The organism is Massilia sp. R2A-15 (assembly GCF_030704305.1).
Taxonomy (GTDB): Bacteria; Pseudomonadota; Gammaproteobacteria; order Burkholderiales; family Burkholderiaceae_D; genus JAFCUW01.
On sequence record NZ_CP131935.1, the window covers coordinates 4,925,148 to 4,946,434 of the forward strand.

A 21,287-nucleotide genomic window follows, 5' to 3' on the forward strand; every position below is an offset into this window, starting at 1 on the left:
TGACTAGGTTGATATAGAGCGCTTGTTTTCGCCGGCCTATCGGTTTTTGGTTCTGAAAAATACGTTCTGAGGTTGAGTGGAAAATTTCGATCATTATGCGGCCGCGAAGCTGTTATCCGCAAAATTGAGCGGCGAGGGTTATTCCGAATGGTCTCAGAAAATCGATGACAGCATGGTGGAAGGGGCCACGGGCACGGAGATTTTCATGATACTTAGAATGAGAACATCGGAATTTTTGTTGTCCGAACAGGGATCGCCTGCGGTCATCGCATTAGCAGGCGAATTGTTGCGACAACTGAACGATTCGTTGAGTTAGACATCCGTTCGCGACTTGCCTCAGGAAGGGACGAATTCAACGATGGGCTTGAGGCTGGCGACAGAAATTTCGATCCGTGCCCAGTGGTCCGCGCAAGAGCCTTTGGCGGAGGTCGTGGTCGACAGCGTTCCCACGCACTTGCGGGTGTCGGGAAGCGTTCTCGAGGCGGCAGTTCACTGCGACGGCATGACACTATTGTTGCTGACGGACGATGTGCCCTACGAAGACATGCTGTCGATTTACTTGCTCGGCCCTCAGTTGCAGTTGCTTGACAGCGCCCGCATTGGCGCGGCCTATGCGACCGGGAATTTTTCGGGTTTAACCCTGGTTGAACCGAATCGACTGCGCTTTCGATTTATCGACGACGCCGAATGGTGGGTCGAGATTTTGCCCGCGCCGTCGTTTCGGCTGCCGTTGGTCAGTGAAGTGAAGGGCGTCACCCGCAGTCATATGTTTTCACGCCATTTTCTGGTCGGCGCCGATCGGATTGGCGGGCGGACCAGAAACAACGGACCTCATCTAACAGAATGACAAGAGAAAAGTGAGGGACTATGCCGCGGAATCGTAAAGCCGGTTGATCCGTCGTTTGCCCCGGGCCGACGACTGTCTGCAAACCCGGTCCCGAACCGCGCGCCGCGCGATTCTCAGATTTATATTTAATGATTGCGTCGCGAAAGGGAAAAAATGAGTGACAATTTATACGAGTCGGATGACTTTGCGATGTGGGTTGAGAATGAATCATCGGTGCAAATGAAAGCGGTGACCCAGCAAGGCGATCCAGTCGAGTTTTCATTTGATGAAATCGAAAATATTATTGCGATACTTACCAAGTGGGTGCAGAGATATAAGTAGGAATCGCGAAATGTCTGGAACGTAGTTCAGTGCCATGGAGCGTGAGAAGGTGAAAAGCTGCCCAGCATCGGGACGAGCTGGGAAATTCGTAGGAAGTATGAACCTGAAGCCGTACTAACAAAGCGAGGCGCTATGTCGTGGAATCGTAAAGTCGTTTGGTCCGAGGGCATGCTGCTGCAGCCGCAGCACCTGCAACAGCACGACCGCTATCTGCAAACCCAGCTTGAGGCGCGGGTGCGCCCCTTGCGCCCATTCTCATGGGGCTTCTCATCCCTGAAAATCGACGATGCGCAGCTCGGCCTCGGCAAGCTGTCGCTGCAGGCATGCAGCGGCGTGCTGCCGGACGGGACGCCGTTCTCGCTGCCCGCCGACGACGCGCTGCCCCTGCCGATCGATGTGCCGGAGGACGCGCGCGGCGTGATGGTGGTGCTGGCGCTGCCGCTGCGCCGGCCCGGCATCGCCGAAGTCGGCGACAGCCATGCGCACGATAACTTCGCGCGCCACACGCCGGTGGACCACGAAGCCTGGGACAGCAATGGCCTCGACAGCAGCGCGCTGATGCAGGTCGGGCAGCTGCGCCTGCGCCTCGCGCTCGAATCGGAAGTGGCCAACGCCTACGCCTGCATCGGCGTGGCGCGCGTGATCGAACGGCGCCCCGACAACAAGCTGGTGCTCGATCCCGACTACTGCCCGCCGTGCCTGGACTATCGCGTCGCGCCGCGCCTCGGCGCCTTCGCCGATGAACTCCTCGGCCTTCTGCACCAGCGCGGCGACGCCCTCGGCAACCGCCTGTCGCAGCCGGGCGCCGCCGGCGCCGCGGAGATTTCCGACTTCCTGCTGCTCCAGATGATCAATCGCGCCGAGCCGGTGTTCGCGCACTTGTGCAGCCTGTCCGGCCTGCATCCCGAGGAGCTGTATCGCGCCCTGGTGGCGCTGGCCGGCGAACTGGCCACCTTCAACTCGGGCACCAAGCGGGCGGTGCAGTATCCGGCCTACCGCCACGACGCGCTGCGCGAGTCGTTCCAGCCGGTGGTCGATCACGTGCGCGAAGCGCTGTCGATGGTGATCGACTCGCGCGCGGTGCCGATCCCGCTCGAGGAGCGCCAGTTCGGCCTGCGCGTGGCGGTGATCCGCGACCCCGAACTGGTAAAAACCGCGACCTTCGTCCTCGCGGTGAACGCGCAGATGCCGGCCGAGCACCTGCGCGGGACCTTCCCGCGCCAGGTCAAGATCGGGTCGGTGGAGACGATCCGCGAACTGGTCAACCTGCAGCTGCCCGGCGTGCTGCTTCGGCCGCTGCCGGTGGCGCCGCGCCAGCTGCCGTTCCACGCCGGCTTCACCTACTTCGAACTCGATCGCACCGGCGACTACTGGAACCAGCTGGCCACGTCGGCCGGTTTCGCGATGCACGTGGCGGGCGAATTCCCGGGCCTGCAGATGGAGTTCTGGGCGGTGCGGCGATAAGCGCAACGGTGCGGAATTTTATCCTGATTGCATAGCTTTATTGCAATTTCCCATGGTAAGCTTTCAGGCATGCGCAGCGTCGATCGACGCTGCCATTTTGCCTCGGACCGCAGATCGATGACACTTTCTCGCCCATCGCTTGAACTCACCAGCCTGACCCACTCGGGCATGGTGCGCTCGCATAACGAAGACCATCACATGGTCGACGCTGCGCGCGGTCTGGCGATCCTGGCCGATGGCATGGGCGGCTACAACGCCGGCGAAGTGGCCAGCGAGATGGCGGTCAGCCAGCTGGCCGCGGGCCTGGGCGACGCCGCTGCGGACGCGGCGCCGGCCGCGCTGGTCAGGCGCCAGGTCGAGCGCATCAACGCGGCCATCTACGATGCGGCCCAGTCGCAGCCGCAGTGCGCCGGCATGGGCACCACGCTGGTGTCGGCGCTGTTCCGGCCCGGCCGCATGACGGTTGCCCACGTCGGCGATTCGCGCCTGTACCGCTGGCGTGGCGGCGCCTTCCAGGCCATCACGCGCGACCATTCGCTGCTGCAGGAGCAGATCGACAGCGGCTTGATCAGCGTGGAGGAAGCGCGCCGCTCGCACAACAAGAACCTGGTCACGCGCGCGCTTGGCGTCGAGCCGACGGTGGAGGTCGAGGTGCACGAGCACGACACCCAGCCCGGCGACCTGTACCTGCTTTGCTCCGATGGCCTGAACGACATGGTGGCCGACGACGACATCGAGCGGGTGCTGCACGCGTACGGCACCCAGCTGTCCGCGGCGGCGCAGCAGCTGGTCCAGCTGGCCAACCATAACGGAGGGCGCGACAACGTGACGGTGATCCTGGCGCGCGTGCTGGAGAAGCCGGTGGAGCGCGGCATGCTGGCGCGGCTGGCGGCATGGGTCAGGCCGGGAGCGGCATCGTGACGATCAGCGTGACCGTGCGCGACCTGAGCATCGGCGGTGCGCCGTGGCAGGCGGCCCTGCCCGATCCCGTGGCCACGATTGGACGCAGCGCAACCAGCGACCTTGTGCTGCAGGATCCCGACAAGCACGTCTCGCGCCTGCACGCCACCATCGAGCGGCGCGGCGATAATTACTGGTTGATCGTCAATTCGAAGATCAATCCCATCCTCGTGGACGGCGAGCCGCGCCAACCGGGGACGACGGTCATGCTGCGTAACGGCGCCAACGTCGGCATGCATCCGTTCGAACTGGTGGTCAGCATCGAGGCGGGGGCGCCGATGCCGGCGTTCGCGCCAGCGCCGCCGATGCCGGCATCGATACCGGCGTTCCCGCCGGCGCCGCCGATGCAGGCGCCAATGCCGGCGTTTCCCACCGCGGCGCCGGCTCGCCTGCCGGATAACTACAACTGGCTCGACGACGCACCGATCCCGGGCGCGCAGAATCCGTTTGCGCCGGGAGCGGCGTCACAGGCGGCCGCCCAATCCAATCCGTTCTTGCCGAGCGCTGCGCCATCCATCGCGCCGTCCAATCCTTTCGGTCGCGAAGCGCCTTCCACTGGCCTGGTGATGGGCATGCCCGGCCCGCTGGACGGCCACCTCGGCTCGGCGCAAGTGCTCGATCCGCTCGCGCTGCTGGGCGGCACCGCGCCTGCGCCGTCGTTCGGCGCCATGCTCGGGCCGGCCGGTGCGCCGCTGATCGATTTCGGCGGCCCGGCGCGCGGTCCCGCCACATCCGGCATCGATCACGTCCACGATTTCAACCTGCCGTTCGGCGCGGCGCCGGCCTCGCCGCCGTCGGCGGCCGCACCGACCGGAACCGTCGCGCTGGACGCCTTCCTGCACGGACTGGGTAACTCCGGCATTCGGATTCCGCCCGGCGAGGAGACCGCTTTTTTCGACAAGGCGGGCGGCGTGGTGCAGGCGGCGGTGGAGGGGCTGGTGACGCTGCTGCTGGCGCGCGGCGAAATCAAGAAGGAACTGCGCGCCGAGGAACGCACCATGCTCGCTTCGCGCGCCAACAACCCGCTGAAGTTCATGGGTTCGGCGGAGGAGGCGGTGCGCTTCCTGTTCGACCCGGCCGCCGCCAATGCCGGCGCCTTCCTCTCGCCGCAAAAGGCCATCGAGGACGCCTGCACGGAGCTGGTCGCTCACGAACTGGGACTGGTCGCGGGCATGCGCGCGGCGGTGATCGGCGCGATCCGGCGCTTCGAGCCGCAAGCGCTCGAACGCAACGCCGGCAAGGTCGGCGCGTCGCTGATTCCGATGGGCCGCAAGGCCAAATTGTGGGACTCCTACGTCGAGCAGTACGAGAAGATCGAACTTGAAATGGCGGATAACCTCGACCGCCTGTTCGAGCGCGACTTCCTGACCGCGTACACCGACCAGGTTCGACGGATGAGCAAAAAATGAGCGAGGGACAAGGCACATACCTGGGGCGCTACCGGCTGGGCGAAGTGCTCGGGCGCGGCGCCATGGGCGTCGTCTATGAAGGCTACGACCCCAAGCTGAAAGGGCGCAAGGTCGCCATCAAGACCATCCTGAAAAGCCAGCTGCTCGACCCGCAGATGGCGGCCGAATACTCGGCGCGGTTCGACACCGAGGCCGGCAACGTCGCCAGCCTGAATCACCCGAACATCGTCACCGTGTACGACTTCGGCAACGAAGCCGACGTGGCCTACCTGGTGATGGAGTTCATCGACGGCAAGGAGCTCAAGCACTACCTCGATGCGAAACACCTTTTCGGCATCGACGAGACCGTGGGCATCGTCTGCAACCTGCTCGACGCGCTGGACTACGCGCACGAGAAATTCATTTATCACCGCGACATCAAGCCGGCCAACGTGATGATCGACGTGCGCGGGCGCGTCAAGCTGACCGATTTCGGCGTGGCGCGCCAGTCGGACGGCTCCGGCAACGATGGCACGCGCGCCGGCACCATGGTCGGCACGCCGAGCTATATGTCGCCCGAGCAGATCAAGGGGCTGCCCGCGCAGGCCGCGGCCGACCTGTTCGCCACCGGCGTGGTGTTGTACCAGTGCCTGACGCTGCACAAGCCGTTCAGCGGCGGCAGCGAGTGGGAGATCTGGCAGAAGATCGTCAACGAGCCGCCGCCGCCGCTGTCGCAGTACCGCGCCGGCGTGCCGCCCGCGCTCGAGCGCGCGATGCTGCGCGCGCTGGCCAAGGATCCGAAGGAGCGGCCGCCATCTGCCGCGGCCATGATCGCCGACCTGAAGGCTTCGATCGCCGGCGCCAGCTTCGATCCCGATGCGACCCGCATCGTCAGCAGGCCCGCGCCTGGTCCCGCGCGCGACGATTCGAGCATGCGCCCGGTCACCCAGGTGGGTGTCGGCACCGGTTCGCAGGGCGGAGGCTCCGCGGCCGCCGCGCCGGCATTCACCCAGCAAAGCAGCGAAATCGAGCTGGAATTCTGGCGCAGCATCAAGGACAGCGGCGACCGCGAGGAATTCCAGCTGTTCCTGGAGCGCTTCCCGGCAGGGACCTATTCCGACCTGGCGCGCAGGAAGATGTCAAAACTGGGCGGCGCAGTAGTGGCCGACGACACCGACGCCAGCATGGCGCGCCAGATCGAGGAGCAGGAGGCGAAGGTACGGCAGATGCGGGCCGACCAGGAGCGCCGCCTGGCCGAAGCGGAGCGCGAGCGCGAACTGGCGCGCCAGCGCGCCGAGGAGGCGCGGCTCGAGCAGATCCGCGCCGAGGAAGCGCGGCGGCGCGAAGAGGAAGAGGCGCGCCTGCGCGCGGAAGCCGCCGCGCGCGCCAGGGCCGAGGAAGAGGCGCGGCTGGCCGAGCAGGCGCGCCTGCAGGCGCTGGAGGCGGAGCGGATCGCGGCTGCGCAAAGGGAAGCGGCGCGCGTCAAGGCGGAAGAGGAGGCGCGCGCGAAGGCGGCGGAAGAGGCCGCGGCGCGCGCACGGGCCGCCGAGGAGGAGGCGAAGCGGATCGCAGCCTCCGAAGCGGAGGCCCGGCGAGTCGAGGCGGCGCGTATCAAGGCCGCGGAAGAGGAAGCCGCCCGCGTGAAGGCCGCTGAAGAAGCGGCTGCCCGGATCAAGGCGGAGGAAGAAGCGGCGCGCATCAAGGCTGCGGAAGAGCAAGCTGCACGCGTGGCGGCCGCCCAAGAGGAAGCTGCCCGCATCAAGGCCGCTGAAGAGAAGGCGGCCCGCGTCAAGGCGGAGGAAGAAGCGGCTCGCATCAAGGCGGAGGAAGAAGCGCGCATCAAGGCCGCGAAAGAGGAAGCGGCCCGCGTCAAGGCCGCGCAAGAGGAAGCGGCCCGCGCGAAGGCGGAGCAAGAGGAAGCGGTCCGCGTCAAGGCCGCCGAAGAGGAAGCCGCGTCGCGCGCGAAGGCCGCCGAAGAGACTGCGCGCCAGCTGAAGCTGAAGCAGAAGGCGGATGCGGAGCGGCGGGAGCGCGAAGCCGCAGATCAGGAAGACGCGACCAGGCTGCACAAGCCGGGCGACGCTCGCCTCGCCGGGGAGCAATGGGCGGCGGCCGAAAAGCGCGCGGCAGAGCAAAAGGCGCAAGAGGAGGCGCAGCAGCGCCGTGAGACGCAAGTTGCCGAGACGGCGCCCAGCGCGGACGAGACGACGCGGATTATCCGGCCGTCGGACCGCGCCGGTCTGATCGCGATTGCGCCGGAGTCGGACAAGGAAAAGACCGCAACGCCAGCCGCTGAAGCGCAAGCCGAAGCCGTCGAGCGGGAGCAGCCTTCCATCGCTTCGGCGATCGGCCACGAGGTGAAGGAAGCTGCGGCCGCGCGCGCGATGCCGGCACCGCAGCGCGCCCCCGCGCCTAACAAGACGCCGCTGTTCTTGGGGATCGGCGCGGCAGTGCTGGTGCTGGCCGGCGGCGCCTACATGCTTACTTCAAAAAAGGAAGCGCCGGTCGAAGCGAAGAGCGTCCCCGCCCAGCCCGAGCGCGCGGTCGTCGCCGAACCCAAGTCTGCGGAACCAGCCGGGCCGGCGCGGGTCGTGACGTCGCCGCAGCCCGCGCCTGAAGTCAGCAACGCAACGCCACCGCCGGCGCCTGACCTGCGTGCGGAAAAAGAGGCGGCGAAGCGCGCGGAGGCGCAGCGACTGGCCGATCTCAAGGCGAAGGAACAGAAGGATCAGAAAGCGCTGAAAGAGCAGAAGGACAAGGAGCAGAAGGACAAGGAGCAGAAAGAGCTCGCGGCGCGCAAGGCCGCGGACGACGCCAAACTGGCGGAGGAGAACAAGGCGAAGGAGGCTGCGGCGCAGAAGGCGCGGGACGAAGCGGCCAAGGTCGCGGCCGCGCGCGACGAGGCGGCGAAAAAGGATCTCGCCGCCAAGGCCAAGGCAAAAGAGCTGGCCGACCAGAAGGCCAGGGATGATGCGGCCGCGGCGCAGCGGGCGAAAGAACTGGCAGAGCAGAAGGCGCGCGATGAAGAAAAGGCCAAGGCAACGGCGGCTGCGGCCGCGGCCAAGGCAAAGGCCAATTCCGATCCGGATGCATTGTTTGCGCAGGCCCAGAGCGCCGAGAAAGAGGGCCGCTCGCGTGAGGCGGTCGACCTGTACAAGCGGGCCTACGGCGCCGGAAGCGGCCGCGCCGCGCGCATGTTGGGCGACATTTATGGAAAGGGAAGCGGCGACGTCGGCCGGGACTATGGCGAGCAGCTGCAGTGGTACGAGAAGGCCAAGGCGGCCGGTGTCGATGTGCCGACGCCAGGCAAGCGGAAGTACTGATTACATCGCGTCAGGTCGTACTGCAATTAAGTCAGGGAATACATCGACACTACGCAAAGGCGCGTCAGCCCAACAACCGTCGTACTCGCGCAGGCGGGTACCTATGCTGAGCATGCCGATGAGGGGAAGCACGCTCAGTATGGGTACCTGCCTTCGCAGGTACGACGGGTAATGACAACACTGAGCATGCCGATGAGGGGAAGCACGCTCAGTATGGGTACCTGCCTTCGCAGGTACGACAGGTAATGACAACAGGATCCGGTGGACCTGACCCCATTTTCGAATTAGCGCGCTTTGAGCAGCCGCGCGATGTCGCGTGCAAAGTAGGTCAGCACGCCGTCGGCGCCGGCGCGCTTGAACGCCATCATCGATTCCATCATCACCTTGTCGTGATCGAGCCAACCGTTTTGCGCGGCGGCCTTGATCATCGCGTACTCGCCGCTGACCTGGTAGGCGAACGTCGGCACGCGGAATTCGTCCTTCACGCGGCGCACCACGTCGAGGTAGGGCATGCCCGGCTTGACCATCACCATGTCGGCGCCTTCGGCCAGGTCCAGCCCGACTTCGCGCAGCGCTTCGTCGCTGTTGGCCGGATCCATCTGGTAGGTGTTCTTGTCGGCCTTGCCCAGATTGGCGGACGAGCCCACCGCGTCGCGGAACGGGCCGTAGAACGCCGACGCGTACTTGGCGGAATACGCCATGATGCGCGTGTGGATGTGGCCCGCTTCTTCCAGCGCCGCGCGGATCGCGCCGATGCGCCCGTCCATCATGTCCGACGGCGCCACCACGTCCACGCCGGCCGCCGCATGGGTCAGCGCCTGGCGGATCAGCATCTCGATGGTCCTCTCGTTGACGATGTAGCCGGTGTCGTCCGGCAGGCCGTCCTGGCCGTGCGTGGTGTACGGATCGAGCGCGATGTCGGTCAGGATGCCCAGGTCCGGGAAGCGGGCCTTCAGCGCCTTGACCGCGCGCGGCACCAGTCCGTCCGGATTGGTCGCCTCGACGCCATCATAGGTTTTCAGCGAAGCGTCGATCACCGGGAAAATCGCCAGCACCGGAATGCCCAGCGCCACGCACTCCTGCGCCACTTCCATCAGGAGGTCGACCGACACCCGCTCCACGCCAGGCATCGATGCGACCTGCTGGCGCTGGCCTTCGCCGTCGAGGATGAACACCGGGTAGATCAGGTCGGACGCGGTGATCGTGTTTTCACGCATCAGCGCACGCGAGAACGGATCGCGCCGCATGCGGCGCAGGCGAATGGCGGGGTAGGCGGACGGAGTCAGTGGCATGTCATGCATTAGAAAAAGTTAGTCATCGCTGTCGACAGGGTCGATCAGCACCGCGTTCGGATCGCGCTCCACGTCGGTCAGGCCGAGCAGGTCGATGATCTTGTCGTTCGCCTCGTCGATGCCGATGCGCTTGAGCGCCGAGAACAGCTGCACCGTGAACGGGAAGCCTTCGCCGTCCTCGTCCACATAACTGTCGAGCATCTGGCGCGCCTGGCGCAGCGCATTGGTCGATTCGTTGCGGTTGAGCTTGTCGGCCTTGGTCAGGATGCAGTGGATCGGCTTGCCGGTCGGGGCGAACCACTCGAGCATCTGGATGTCCAGCTCGGTGAACGGGCGGCGCGAATCCATGATCAGCACCAGCGCGGCGAGCTGCTCGCGGCGCTGCACGTAGTCGCCCAGCAGCTTTTGCCAGTGCAGCTTGGCCGAGCCGGACACTTCCGCGTAGCCGTAACCCGGCAGGTCGACCAGCAGCGCTTCGATCTCGTCGACCCGGGTCGGATCCTTGCGGTGCTGCCCGACGTGGGCGCCGCCGATCGAGAAGTAGTTGATGTGCTGGGTTCGGCCGGGGGTCTTGGACGCGAACGCCAGGCCCTTCTGGTTGGTCAGGATGTTGATGGCGGTCGATTTGCCGGCGTTCGAACGGCCCGCAAAGGCGATTTCAGGCGCCGTGGTGGTCGGCAGATCGCGCAGTTGGTTGACGGTCGTAAAGAATCGGGCTTGCCAGAGTTTGGACATGAATTGGAAAATTGCAACAAAAGGGGGCGATGACGCCAGAAAGCTATTGTACAATAAGGGGTTACGATTGTTGCGAAGCGACGCTTTTATCGGTTCGCAAGCACGTTGCATGCATTGGCAGTCCCTAAATAAAACCAATTATTGACTCGTCTAAGGTGTTTGAATGAATCGTGTGTTTTTTCCGTCCGCGTCCGCAGCAATTGTGAAATCCATGCTGGTCGCCGCGCTCGCGGTGTCCGGCCTCGCCAGCGCCGCCGAGCACGCCGCCGCGCCGGCCCCGGCCAAGGCTGACGCCGCCAAGGGCGCCACCTTGTTCGACAGCGGCGACGCCGCGCGCAGCCTGCCTGCCTGCGTGTCCTGCCACGGCGCCGCCGGCAATTCCACCATCGCCGCCAATCCGAAGCTGGCCGGCCAGGTCGAAAACTACGTCTACAAGCAACTCGTCGATTTCACCGGCGCGGACCGCAATCAAGCCGTGATGACCACCTACGCCAAGATGCTGACCGACGAAGAGAAGCGCAACGTCGCCGCCTACGTCGGCGCACAGAAGCAGAAGCCGGGCGCCGCCAAAAACAAGGACACGGTCGAGCTGGGCAAGAAGATCTATCGCGGCGGCATCGCCGACAAAGGCGTCGCCGCCTGCGCCAGCTGCCATGGCGCCACCGGCGCAGGCTTGCCGATCCAGTATCCGCGTATCGGCGGCCAGCACCAGGATTACACCGTCGCCCAGCTGACCGCGTTCCGCAGCGGCGCGCGCAAGAACAGCGCCCCGATGGCGGCGCTGGCCAAGCGCATGTCCGACGACGAGATGAAAGCGGTTGCCGATTACATCGCCGGCCTGAAATAATCACCCGGCCGCGCGCGGAACCGGGGTCTGGTCCCGCGGCGCGACGGGGACGCCGAGTCCCCATCTCAAAAGGGCAGCAGCGCAAGCGGGCTGCCCTTTTTTGTTGTAGAGCACAGGAATTTGCATAGCATGAGTAACACCGGAATCGAACTGAAAACCAGGCGCCGCGGGCTCGCCGACGCCGTCGAGCTGTTGTCGTCGATGCGCTTCGCCATCAGCCTGTTGACCATCATTGCCATCGCCGCGATGATCGGCACGGTGATGAAGCAGAACGAGCCGATGCCGAACTACGTCAATCAATTCGGTCCCTTCTGGTTCGAAATCTTCAACAAGCTCGGTCTTTATGCCGTCTATTCTGCCTGGTGGTTCCTGCTGATCCTGACCTTCCTGATCGCCTCGACCGCGCTGTGCATCGTGCGCAACGGCCCGAAGATGATCAAGGATATGCGCAGTTGGCGCGAGAACGTGCGCGAAGAATCGCTGCGCAACTTCCATCACAAGGCCGAGTGGACGGGCGCCCTGACCCGGCAGGCACTGGCGCAGCAGAGCGCGGCGCGCCTGGCCGACGCCGGCTACCGCACCAGGATCGTCGAGAAGGAAACCGGCACCCTGGTGGCGGCCAAGAAGGGCGCGGCCAACAAGCTCGGCTACATCTTCGCGCACGGCGCCATCATCGTCATCCTGCTCGGCGGCATGCTCGATTCGGACCTGCCGATCCGCTTCCAGCAGTGGTTCATGGGCAAGACGCCGTTTGCCGGCAACGGCGTGATCGCCGACATTCCCGCGAAGCACCGCCTGGGCCTCGGCAATCCCACCTTCCGCGGCAACACCATGATCCCGGAAGGGCAGGGCAGCGACACCGCCATCATCCCGCAGGCCACCGGCGTGCTGGTGCAGGACCTGCCGTTCACCATCCTGCTCAAAAAGTTCACCATCGACTTCTATTCGACCGGCATGCCCAAGCTGTTCGCCAGCGACGTCGAGATCCGCGACCATGAGACCGGCAAGACATTCCCCGCCACTATCGAAGTAAACAAGCCGCTGATCTACAAGGGCGTGGCGGTGTACCAGTCCAGCTTCGAAGACGGCGGCAGCAAGCTGAAGCTGACCGGTTTCCCGATGACGGGCGCCGACAGCAAGCCGTTCGCGCTGACCGGCGAAGTCAATTCGTCCACCGACCTCAAGCGCGGCGACGACCAGTATTCGGTCGAGTGGTCGGGCTTCCGTCCGTTCAACGTGGAGAACACGGGCAGCCAGGATGCGCGCGCCGTGACCAAGGGGCAGAGCCTGAACGAGCAGTTCTCCGCCAGCCTCGACAAGCACTCCGGCTCGGCAGCGAAGAACGCCAACAACAAGGACCTGAAAAACGTCGGCCCAAGCGTGCAGTACAAGCTGCGCGATAAGACCGGCCAAGCGCGCGAATTCCAGAACTACATGCAGCCGGTGACGATCGACGGCGCCCAGATGTTCCTCGCGGGCATGCGCATCTCGCCCGCGGACCCGTTCCAGTTCCTGCGCATTCCGGCCGACGACGAGCACAGCATGCGCGAGTGGATGCGCCTGCGCGCCGCGCTGGCCGACCCGGCCCTGCGCGCGCAGGCAGCCCGGCGCTACGCCGAGCGTGCGATGGCGTCGAGCGCCGGCGGCCGCGCGCTGCAGGAACAGTTGCGCGAGTCGAGCGAAAAGACGCTCGCCATTTTCGCCGGCGACGGCAAAAACGGCGGCTTCACCGCGGTGGCCGACTTCATCGGCGCGCTGAAAGTGCCGGAGGCCGAGCAGCGCAACGCCGCCAACCTGTTCATGAAAATGCTCAACGGCACGCTGTGGGAGCTGTGGCACGCGGCGCGCGAGCGCGACGGCCTGGCGCCGGTGTCCGCCGACGACAACCATGCGCGCTTCCTGCAACTGGCCACCAATGCGCTGTCCGACAGCTTCTTCTACGGCGCGCCGGTGCTGCTGCAGCTCGACGACTTCACCGAGGTCAAGGCCACGGTGCTGCAGGTGTCGCGCTCGCCGGGCAAGAGCGTGGTCTACCTGGGCTGCCTGCTGCTGGTGATCGGCGTATTCTCGATGTTCTACATTCGCGAGCGCCGCCTGTGGGTATGGATCCGCGAAGCGCCGGGCGGCAGCCACGCCCTGATGGCCATGAGCACGCAACGCAAGACGCTCGACTTCGAGCATGAATTCAACGACATGAAAGCCAAGCTGCCGCAATCGGCGTAAGCTGGCGGCACCAGGAGGATCTGATGGAACTCTCGCAAGCACAAACCTATTCGCAGGCGCCCGGCTATTTCCGCCGCCTCGGGCCGCTCGACTGGCTGTTCGGCGCCATGCTGCTGGGCGGCGCCGTGTTCGCGCTGAACCGCTACGGCGCGTTCATGGACTATTACGAAAAGGCGATCCTGCTGCTGGCCGCGCCGACCTTTGCCGCGCTGGGCTGGCACTGGAAACCGGTACGCTGGCTGATGCCGGTCGTCGCGCTGCTGGCGCTGTGGGCCGTGTCGCTGTACGGCGGCGACCTCGACATGGCGAACAAGAAATTCTTCCTCAAATACATGCTGTCGTCGCAGTCGGCGATCCTGTGGATGAGCACAATGTTCGTGTTCTCGACCGTGTTTTACTGGATCGGCCTGGCGGGGCGCTCGAATTTCGGCTCCGCGGTCGGCTCCAAGCTGTGCTGGGCGGCAGTGGTGCTCGGCTTCACCGGCATGATGGTGCGCTGGTACGAGTCCTACCTGATCGGCGCCGACGTCGGCCACATCCCGGTGTCGAACCTGTACGAAGTGTTCATCCTGTTCTCGATGATCACCGCGATGTTCTACCTGTACTACGAGCAGCGCTACGCGACGCGCCAGTTGGGCCCGTTCGTCATGCTGGTCATCACCGCCGCGGTCGGCTTCCTGATGTGGTACACGATGTCGCGCGACGCCGCCGACATCCAGCCGCTGCTGCCGGCGCTGCAAAGCTGGTGGATGAAGATCCACGTGCCGGCCAATTTCATCGGCTACGGCACGTTTTCGCTGGCCGCGATGGTCGGCTCGGCCTACCTGCTCAAGTCGCACGGCTACCTTCAAAATCGCCTGCCGTCGCTGGAAGTGCTGGACGACGTGATGTACAAGGCGATCTCGGTCGGCTTCGCGTTCTTCACCGTCGCCACCATCCTCGGCGCGCTGTGGGCGGCCGAAGCGTGGGGCGGGTACTGGTCGTGGGACCCGAAGGAAACCTGGGCGCTGATCGTCTGGCTGAACTACGCGGCCTGGCTGCACATGCGCCTGATGAGCGGCCTGCGCGGGCGCGTGGCGGCCTGGTGGGCGCTGATCGGGCTGGTGGTGACCAGCTTCGCCTTCCTCGGCGTGAACATGTTCTTGTCGGGTCTCCACTCCTACGGCAAGCTGTAAATACGCCAGTGTGTCGTACCTGCGAAGGCAGGCACCCGTACCGAGCGGGAAATTCGGTGAAAGCGTTTTCAGCATAGGCACCTGCCTCCGCAGGTGCGACGGCCGAGTCATAAGCGGCGCAGCGTACGCAAATAATTGACAATTTGGTGTAAGGTTGTCGCGATGTCATTCGACAAAGCTGCATCCCAACACCGAATTGCCGAGGAAAGCCATGCTGATCAAACGTAGCCCGAACGGCCTCGACCTGCCGTTTTCGTCCGAAATCACGCCGCAGGAAGTCTACGAGCAGCGGCGCAAGTTCATCAAGGCGATGGCCGTCGGCGCCGCCGTCGGCAGCTCGCTGTGGGAAATGGCGAACCGCGAAGCCTTCGCCCAGGCGCCGGCCGCCAAGCTGGCCGCCAAGCTCAATCCCGCCTACTCCGTGATGGAAAAGCAGACGCCGTTCAAGGACGCGTCGAGCTACAACAACTTCTACGAATTCGGCACCGACAAGTCCGAGCCGGCTGTCAACGCGCACACCCTCAAGACGCATCCGTGGACGGTGTCGATCGAGGGCGAGGTGAAGAAGCCGATGACGCTCGATATCGACAGCCTGACCAAGCTGGCACCGCTGGAAGAGCGCGTGTATCGCCTGCGCTGCGTCGAAGGCTGGTCGATGGTGATTCCTTGGGTTGGATATTCGCTGTCCGAATTGATCAAAAAGGTCGAGCCGACCGGGAATGCCAAGTTCGTCGAGTTCACCACGCTGGCCGACCGCAAGCAGATGCCCGGCGTCGGCAGCCGCGTGCTCGATTGGCCGTATGTCGAAGGCCTGCGCATGGACGAGGCCATGCATCCGCTGACACTGCTCACGGTGGGCATGTACGGTCAGGTGCTGCCGAACCAGAACGGCGCGCCGGTGCGCGTGATCGTGCCGTGGAAGTACGGCTTCAAGTCGGCCAAGTCGATCGTGAAGATCCGCTTCGTGAAGGACCAGCCGAAAACCGCGTGGAACGTGTCGGCGCCGAACGAGTACGGCTTCTACTCGAACGTCAATCCCGAGGTCGACCACCCGCGCTGGTCGCAGGCCAGCGAACGCCGCATTGGCGAGGACGGCTTTTTCACCAAGAAGCGCAAGACGCTGATGTTCAACGGGTACCCGCAGGTCGCCTCGCTGTACACCGGCATGGACCTGAAGAAGAACTACTGATCATGGCACTGAACCCGACCCCGCGCCAGGTCTTCGCGATCAAGGCCGGCATCTTCGCCCTGGGCTTGATTCCGGTGGCGAAGATGGCTTACCTGACCCTCACGCAGCAACTGGTCGAGCCGCTGGAACACATCACGCGCGGCACAGGCGACTGGGTGCTGTACTTCCTGTGCATCACGCTGGCGGTGACGCCGCTGCGCCGCTTCACCGGCTGGAACTGGCTCATTAAACTGCGCCGCGAGCTGGGGCTGTTCGCGTTCTTCTACGCCTGCCTGCACTTCATGACGTTCATCTGGTTCGATCACTTCTTCGACCTGGCCGAGATGTGGAAGGATGTGCTCAAGCGGCCCTTCATCACGGTCGGCTTCACTGCGTTCGTGCTGCTGGTTCCACTGGCGGTGACGAGCACCAACGGCATGATCAAGCGCTTGGGCGGCAAGCGCTGGCAGTGGCTGCACCGGCTGATCTACGTGATCGCGCCGCTGGGGATCCTGCATTTCTGGTGGATGAAGGCGGGCAAGCATGACTTCCAGCAGCCGATCATTTTCGGCGTTATCGTCGCGGTGCTGCTGGGAGTGAGACTGTACTGGAAGCTGGTGAAGCCGGCGCCGCGCGCGCCCGTGCAGGCAAACGCGCGGCGCGGCGGATCGCTTACTTGATCAGCGATTCGAGCGCGAACAGGTCGGCCGGATTTTCACGCTGGCGGATCAGGTGGGCCTGGCCGCCGTCGATCATCACTTCGGCGGCGCGGCCGCGCGTGTTGTAGTTCGAGGACATCGTCAGGCCATAGGCGCCGGCGCTCATGATGGCCAGCACGTCGCCCTGCTGCGCCGACAGGATGCGGTCGCGCGCCAGCCAGTCGCCCGACTCGCACACCGGGCCGACCACGTCGTACAGGTTGGCCGAGCCGTCGCGCTGCACCACCGGCTGCACGCCCATCCAGGCCTGGTACAGGGCAGGGCGCATCAGGTCGTTCATGGCCGCGTCGACCACGCAGAAATTCTTCTCTTCGCCCTGCTTGAGGAACTCCACCGTGGTGAGCAGCACGCCGGTGTTGCCGACGATCGAGCGGCCCGGCTCGAAGATCACCTTGATCGGGGCGCCGTCGTAACGCTCGGCGCGCCAGGCGTCGATGCGCTTGAACAGGCGGCCCAGGTAGTCGCCCACCGCCACTGGCGCCGCTTCGCCCGCTTCGCCGTAGTCGATGCCAAGGCCGCCGCCGATGTCGAGGTGGTGCAGCACGATGCCTTCGGAGCCCAGCGTGTCGATCAGTTCGATCAGCTTGTCGAGCGCTTCGAGCAGCGGCGCGTCGTCCAGCAGCTGCGAGCCGATGTGGCAGTCGATGCCGGCCACTTCCAGGTGCGGCAGCGCGGCCGCGGCGCGGTAGGTGTCGAGCGCATCGACGAAGGCGACGCCGAACTTGTTGGCCTTCAGGCCCGTGGCGATGTAAGGGTGGGTCTTGGCGTCCACGTTAGGGTTCACGCGCAGCGACACGCGCGCGGTCTGGCCCATGCTGCCCGCCACTTCGTTCAGGCGGTGCAGCTCCGGGATCGACTCGACGTTGAAGCACAGGATGTCGTGCGACAGCGCCAGGCGCATTTCATCGACGGTCTTGCCGACGCCGGAGAAGATCACCTTCGACGGGTCGCCGCCGCCGGCCAGCACGCGCAGCAGTTCGCCGCCCGAGACGATATCGAAGCCGGCGCCGCGGCGGGCCAGGATGTCGAGGATCGCCAGGTTCGAGTTCGCCTTCATCGCATAGCACACCAGCGCGTCGCGGCCGGTGCAGGCGTTGGCGTAGGAATCGAAGTTTTCCACCAGCGCCGCCTTCGAATAGACATAGGTCGGCGTGCCGAATTGCGCGGCGATATCGGACAGGGATGTGCTTTCGGCGTGCAGGACGCCGTCTTGGTAATTAAAGTGCGACATGTTTATTGTTGGGCAGCGGGAGTAGGGATGGTGACGGGGGCAACCGGAATCGCGGGCGGCTGCACTGGCGTGGCGGCCGGCGCCGGCCTGGCGGGCGGCTTCGGCATGTACAGCGGGCCGGTCTGGCCGCAGCCGGCCAGCAGCGCGGCGGCGCCGATAACGAGCGCAAGGGTGGACTTCACGATTAGAATCACGGTTTGATTAGCAGACCTTGGAGTGTAGCATGAGCGAAACAGAATTTTTGGACCTGGCCCAATCCACGCTGGACCAGATCGAATCGAAGATGGACCAGCTCAACGACGAGGACCTGCTCGATGTCGAGTGCAAGCGCAGCGGCAATGTACTCGAGATCGAATTCATCGACAACGGCAGCAAGATCATCATCAACAGCCAGGCGCCGATGCAGGAGATGTGGGTGGCGGCCAAGTCGGGCGGCTTCCACTACAAGCGCGTCGATGGCCAGTGGATCAACACGCGCGACGGCAGCGAGCTGTTCGCGGCGCTGTCGGCGCTGGCCAGCGCCCAGGGTGGCGTCGCGGTCACGCTGTAGACGCGGAGAGTTGTTGACAAGGGCGTCAATAAGTTGATTGATTCAACTACCACTCGTCCCTTGCCTTGTCCATTCAGTTGGCTTCTGCTTGGGACGAACTAGCCGCTCAGTTGGGCGGCTTTTTCACATCCGAAACGCAACTTCGCTCGGTGCCAAGAGCTCGTGCAATAAAGTACTTGCAAGTCATTCGGCAACGTCGGACGACGGGCCGCTTTCGACCCATTGCGGACCTTCAGCTACCATGCAACCGGCCTGCGCAGACCTCAAGACTCTGGCGAAGCGTTTGCGCAAATGTCTTCCAAGATAAAGAATTGCTCGCTTTCAGTCCCGGTAACGACGAAGCTAATCCATACGCTTCTGCCGCCTTGGGTAGGCACCTCACAATCAATCGCAGCGCGAAGGCACGAGGCATTCCCTTGATAATAGGCTACGGGCACGTCGCTCGACCTCACTGGTAGAAGTTCACTTCCTGATGCATCCGATAGTGCTTGGACCAAGTCGCCCCTTACTGCCTCGACTGGATCACGTCCGAGCGCCGTTGCGTAGCCATAACGTTCTACTAGCAATTCAAACTGATTCGTCGATAGCATGTCGAGTCCGGCGCAAGCCAGGTCGCGTAATGCATCCACGTTTTGTTGATGGGGTAGTAGCCGCATTAGTCTCTTAATCCTCAGGCATCGGTATGGCTGCTACTGGCCGTTAGCGGACCTAGTGTGGCCGTCCGCTTGCGACCCGAAGCGGACTGATTTATCTCGGCATTGAAGCGTCAATTTAGTTGTGTAAATTGAATACCGTGCCTTTGCCGAACTTCTCTTCGAGCTTGAGTCGCGCGTCGTCAAGGCATTCGGCTACGACATTAACTCGCTTCCCAACACTCGATGGGGTTTCCCAAATTATTGCTTTGTATGTTTTTTGGTTAGGTTGCATTATCACGTCCTCGAGCGCAGCATCAATCGACCGCTATTGGCCGGTTTCAGCCTTCCATAATCGGCAGCTCCCACAACCAAAGCAGTCGTTTGATACCGCATAACCTACCTCAACGGCGGTGCAAGGCAGAATTTAAATTGAATTCGGATTTGACCAGACTCTGTCACCATTTACTGTTAAGCCCAGCACCGTGCGAAAAGGGAAAAAATACTTGCCGTCGCGCTGAGCAGTGATGCCGAGTTCGTTGCACGGTAATCCGACAGGTAGCGGCGCGTCGACAGAGACCATTATTCCCGACATCCTCACTTCCTCTATCGTTGCCGAAAACAACCGCGTCCGGCACTCGACCCACACCCATTTCCCGGGCACGACGACCACGACGGTATGCTCCAGCAACCGAAGACGAATGTAATATTGGAAAACGAACGCGCAAGCCGCGACTGACACCACAATCGCGATAGCGCGAGATGCGTTTCGGGCGAATTTTTTGACTTGTGCCATATCACAAGACTAACATGTGAAATACCATATCCGAAGATCCGCTATTAGCCGGGTGCTGCCTGCAGGTGGTAGATCACAACCGACCCATTGCAGACGTCCGCGAATAACCTTAAATCATCCCGCCTCTTGCTCAGCGAATCGCGCTATCAACGATCTGCAAGCCTCGCTGCCTACCTTAGCTGCCCACGCCTCGGCGCTTTGAATTTCAGGCTCTAGTTTGGCTAACGCCTCCGCACTCCAGTGCCGTCGTACCTCGCCAAGCGGAAGCGCATCGGTATCAGAATCGATGCCGACAAAGATTAGAAAGTCAGCGTCACTATTCGCTATATCAACCTCATGACGAAGAGCAGAAAGCCGTCGTGAGCCGATCAAGTAACATAACTGCCCATCCAGCATCGCCTGTGCTGTCTCGACTACCTGCCGTCGTTTGGAATTGACATAATCGCTGTGGCTTAAGTATTCAGGCATACGGAGCTCACTGTGATAAGGGGGAACACTAGGTACACGCTGCACGCCTCGTTATGACCGCTATTGGCCGATTGAAGCCGTTGCTGGGCGACCGCTTCCGCCCCGAAGCAGACATCGGTCGATGGCTCACATGTTCGACCACTCAAGTGCAATGACCCGATCATTCATCCTTTTGATTGATCGGATTGCGCCGACGACTCAACAGAAAACCTAATAACATTAAACAACCGGGAATGACATACAAAGGCTGCGCGTCATACATCCGATGCGCCGTGTCTATCGCAATTGCACTTACTTCATCAACGGGGATACATGGGCGGCCATATTTTTCTATCTTCGCAAACTCGATCGTGAGAACTGGTCTTACTCCGCCGCCGCTAATGGAGTACGAAGCTTGCCAGAATAAAAGCAATCCGAACCCCATGATTACAAGAAAATCACCAAGTTTTTTCATACGACGGCTTTCTTTCAATACACTGAAGGGATTCCTCACTGACCGGCCGCTATTGGCCGCTTGATGACGATTGTGCGCAACACTAGGGCGGCTGTGTCCGCTTCCGCCCGGTATTACTGGCGATTGTGAGGTGGGCACGTCGGCTGCCCGCGCACGGCAGGTAGTCTGCTATTGGGACATACTATTCCAATTTGCAATAAAGTAGCCGAGAGGCCAAGTCCAGCGACCACGAAACCAAGGACAACCACCGGTATGTAGTTTCCGTAGCTGTGTCCCGGCTCTTTGAATTGTCCCTGACGTATCAAGCTGATTTTCCTTGCCACTCCAATCACACCGACTAAGAAAACAACAACTTGTGTAAAGGCTGCACCTGCGATCGTCCACCACCCAATGCTATCCGCCGCTTCCTGACTATAAGAAATAATGAGAAAGCTATCGAGTGGAACGATCGCCGTAGCAAAGATCACAGAAAGAGTCTTTGTACCTAGCTTCATAACGCATAGCTCCATGTAGGCGTGCGAAGTAACGGGAACGGCTGCTTTTGGCCGTTAGCGGACCTAGTGTGGCCGTCCGCTTGCGACCCGAAGCGGACATCTGCTTTCATCCTATTGTCGCGGCGTGGTATTCCTCAAACGCATTGCGTAAAGACTCAAGACGATGCTCCCGACAAGACTAAATACTGTGATCGATCCCC

Annotated in this window: 20 protein-coding genes; 13 read left to right on the top strand and 7 right to left on the bottom strand. The window is 63.0% G+C overall.

Annotation, left to right across the window (positions count from 1 at the left end; translation table 11 throughout):
• Positions 1 to 76: 76 nt before the first annotated feature.
• From Q4S45_RS22710 to Q4S45_RS22740, 7 genes are all read left to right on the top strand, one after another.
• Positions 77 to 316 carry a hypothetical protein gene (locus tag Q4S45_RS22710; RefSeq protein ID WP_305507824.1) on the top strand — a complete coding sequence of 80 codons (240 nt, stop codon included), beginning with the start codon at positions 77 to 79 and terminating at the stop codon, positions 314 to 316.
• Positions 317 to 358: 42 nt separating this feature from the next.
• Positions 359 to 847 (top strand): hypothetical protein, encoded by a 489-nt coding sequence (locus Q4S45_RS22715; protein ID WP_305507826.1) that lies wholly within the window; start codon positions 359 to 361, stop codon positions 845 to 847.
• A gap of 153 nt (positions 848 to 1,000) precedes the next feature.
• Positions 1,001 to 1,168: a hypothetical protein gene (locus Q4S45_RS22720; RefSeq protein ID WP_305507828.1), complete on the top strand. Its 168-nt coding sequence runs from the start codon at positions 1,001 to 1,003 to the stop codon at positions 1,166 to 1,168.
• A gap of 132 nt (positions 1,169 to 1,300) precedes the next feature.
• The gene (gene tssK / locus Q4S45_RS22725; RefSeq protein ID WP_305507830.1) at positions 1,301 to 2,632 is read left to right on the top strand and encodes a type VI secretion system baseplate subunit TssK; all 1,332 of its coding nucleotides are present in this window, start codon (positions 1,301 to 1,303) and stop codon (positions 2,630 to 2,632) included.
• 117 nt (positions 2,633 to 2,749) lie between these two features.
• The gene (locus Q4S45_RS22730; RefSeq protein WP_305507831.1) at positions 2,750 to 3,553 is read left to right on the top strand and encodes a Stp1/IreP family PP2C-type Ser/Thr phosphatase; all 804 of its coding nucleotides are present in this window, start codon (positions 2,750 to 2,752) and stop codon (positions 3,551 to 3,553) included.
• Positions 3,550 to 5,001: a type VI secretion system-associated FHA domain protein TagH gene (tagH, locus tag Q4S45_RS22735; protein ID WP_305507833.1), complete on the top strand. Its 1,452-nt coding sequence runs from the start codon at positions 3,550 to 3,552 to the stop codon at positions 4,999 to 5,001. Before Q4S45_RS22730 ends, tagH begins: the two co-directional genes overlap by 4 nt.
• On the top strand, positions 4,998 to 8,303 hold the full coding sequence (locus Q4S45_RS22740) for a serine/threonine protein kinase (RefSeq protein WP_305507835.1): 3,306 nt from the start codon (positions 4,998 to 5,000) through the stop codon (positions 8,301 to 8,303). Before tagH ends, Q4S45_RS22740 begins: the two co-directional genes overlap by 4 nt.
• A gap of 284 nt (positions 8,304 to 8,587) precedes the next feature.
• Here Q4S45_RS22740 and hemB read toward each other — a convergent pair whose 3' ends face one another.
• Both hemB and yihA read right to left on the bottom strand, forming a co-directional pair.
• Entirely contained in the window at positions 8,588 to 9,595 is a 1,008-nt protein-coding gene (gene hemB / locus Q4S45_RS22745) for a porphobilinogen synthase (protein WP_305507837.1), read from the bottom strand.
• An 18-nt stretch (positions 9,596 to 9,613) separates the two neighbouring features.
• Positions 9,614 to 10,330: a ribosome biogenesis GTP-binding protein YihA/YsxC gene (gene yihA, locus Q4S45_RS22750; protein ID WP_305507839.1), complete on the bottom strand. Its 717-nt coding sequence runs from the start codon at positions 10,328 to 10,330 to the stop codon at positions 9,614 to 9,616.
• Positions 10,331 to 10,541: 211 nt separating this feature from the next.
• On the opposite strand from yihA, the gene Q4S45_RS22755 reads away from it, so the two are divergent.
• The 5 genes from Q4S45_RS22755 (at position 10,542) to Q4S45_RS22775 (ending at position 16,423) form a co-directional block, all read left to right on the top strand.
• Entirely contained in the window at positions 10,542 to 11,177 is a 636-nt protein-coding gene (locus Q4S45_RS22755) for a c-type cytochrome (RefSeq protein ID WP_305512177.1), read from the top strand.
• A gap of 129 nt (positions 11,178 to 11,306) precedes the next feature.
• A complete protein-coding gene (locus Q4S45_RS22760) occupies positions 11,307 to 13,400 on the top strand; it encodes a cytochrome c biogenesis protein ResB (protein ID WP_305507841.1) in 2,094 nt (697 codons plus the stop codon).
• Between the two features lie 23 nt (positions 13,401 to 13,423).
• Positions 13,424 to 14,575 (top strand): c-type cytochrome biogenesis protein CcsB, encoded by a 1,152-nt coding sequence (gene ccsB / locus Q4S45_RS22765; RefSeq protein WP_305507843.1) that lies wholly within the window; start codon positions 13,424 to 13,426, stop codon positions 14,573 to 14,575.
• Between the two features lie 211 nt (positions 14,576 to 14,786).
• On the top strand, positions 14,787 to 15,764 hold the full coding sequence (gene msrP, locus Q4S45_RS22770) for a protein-methionine-sulfoxide reductase catalytic subunit MsrP (protein ID WP_305507845.1): 978 nt from the start codon (positions 14,787 to 14,789) through the stop codon (positions 15,762 to 15,764).
• A 2-nt stretch (positions 15,765 to 15,766) separates the two neighbouring features.
• A complete protein-coding gene (locus Q4S45_RS22775; RefSeq protein WP_305507850.1) occupies positions 15,767 to 16,423 on the top strand; it encodes a sulfite oxidase heme-binding subunit YedZ in 657 nt (218 codons plus the stop codon).
• On the opposite strand, the gene lysA is transcribed toward Q4S45_RS22775, so the two are convergent.
• Complete coding sequence (gene lysA, locus Q4S45_RS22780) at positions 16,416 to 17,693, bottom strand: diaminopimelate decarboxylase (RefSeq protein ID WP_305507852.1); 1,278 nt, start codon at positions 17,691 to 17,693, stop codon at positions 16,416 to 16,418. The genes Q4S45_RS22775 and lysA overlap by 8 nt on opposite strands.
• A 2-nt stretch (positions 17,694 to 17,695) precedes the next feature.
• A complete protein-coding gene (locus Q4S45_RS23255; protein ID WP_374046066.1) occupies positions 17,696 to 17,875 on the bottom strand; it encodes a lipoprotein in 180 nt (59 codons plus the stop codon).
• A gap of 41 nt (positions 17,876 to 17,916) precedes the next feature.
• Between Q4S45_RS23255 and cyaY the strand changes: the two genes are divergently transcribed.
• The gene (cyaY, locus tag Q4S45_RS22785; RefSeq protein WP_305507854.1) at positions 17,917 to 18,243 is read left to right on the top strand and encodes an iron donor protein CyaY; all 327 of its coding nucleotides are present in this window, start codon (positions 17,917 to 17,919) and stop codon (positions 18,241 to 18,243) included.
• Positions 18,244 to 19,785: 1,542 nt separating this feature from the next.
• Here the strand turns inward: cyaY and Q4S45_RS22790 are convergent.
• The 3 genes from Q4S45_RS22790 to Q4S45_RS22800 all read right to left on the bottom strand — a co-directional run bounded on the left by Q4S45_RS22790 (position 19,786) and on the right by Q4S45_RS22800 (position 21,087).
• The gene (locus Q4S45_RS22790; RefSeq protein WP_305507856.1) at positions 19,786 to 20,139 is read right to left on the bottom strand and encodes a DUF2489 domain-containing protein; all 354 of its coding nucleotides are present in this window, start codon (positions 20,137 to 20,139) and stop codon (positions 19,786 to 19,788) included.
• A 160-nt stretch (positions 20,140 to 20,299) separates the two neighbouring features.
• Positions 20,300 to 20,593 carry a hypothetical protein gene (locus Q4S45_RS22795; RefSeq protein WP_305507858.1) on the bottom strand — a complete coding sequence of 98 codons (294 nt, stop codon included), beginning with the start codon at positions 20,591 to 20,593 and terminating at the stop codon, positions 20,300 to 20,302.
• A gap of 113 nt (positions 20,594 to 20,706) precedes the next feature.
• Complete coding sequence (locus tag Q4S45_RS22800; RefSeq protein WP_305507860.1) at positions 20,707 to 21,087, bottom strand: hypothetical protein; 381 nt, start codon at positions 21,085 to 21,087, stop codon at positions 20,707 to 20,709.
• Positions 21,088 to 21,287 lie beyond the last annotated feature (200 nt).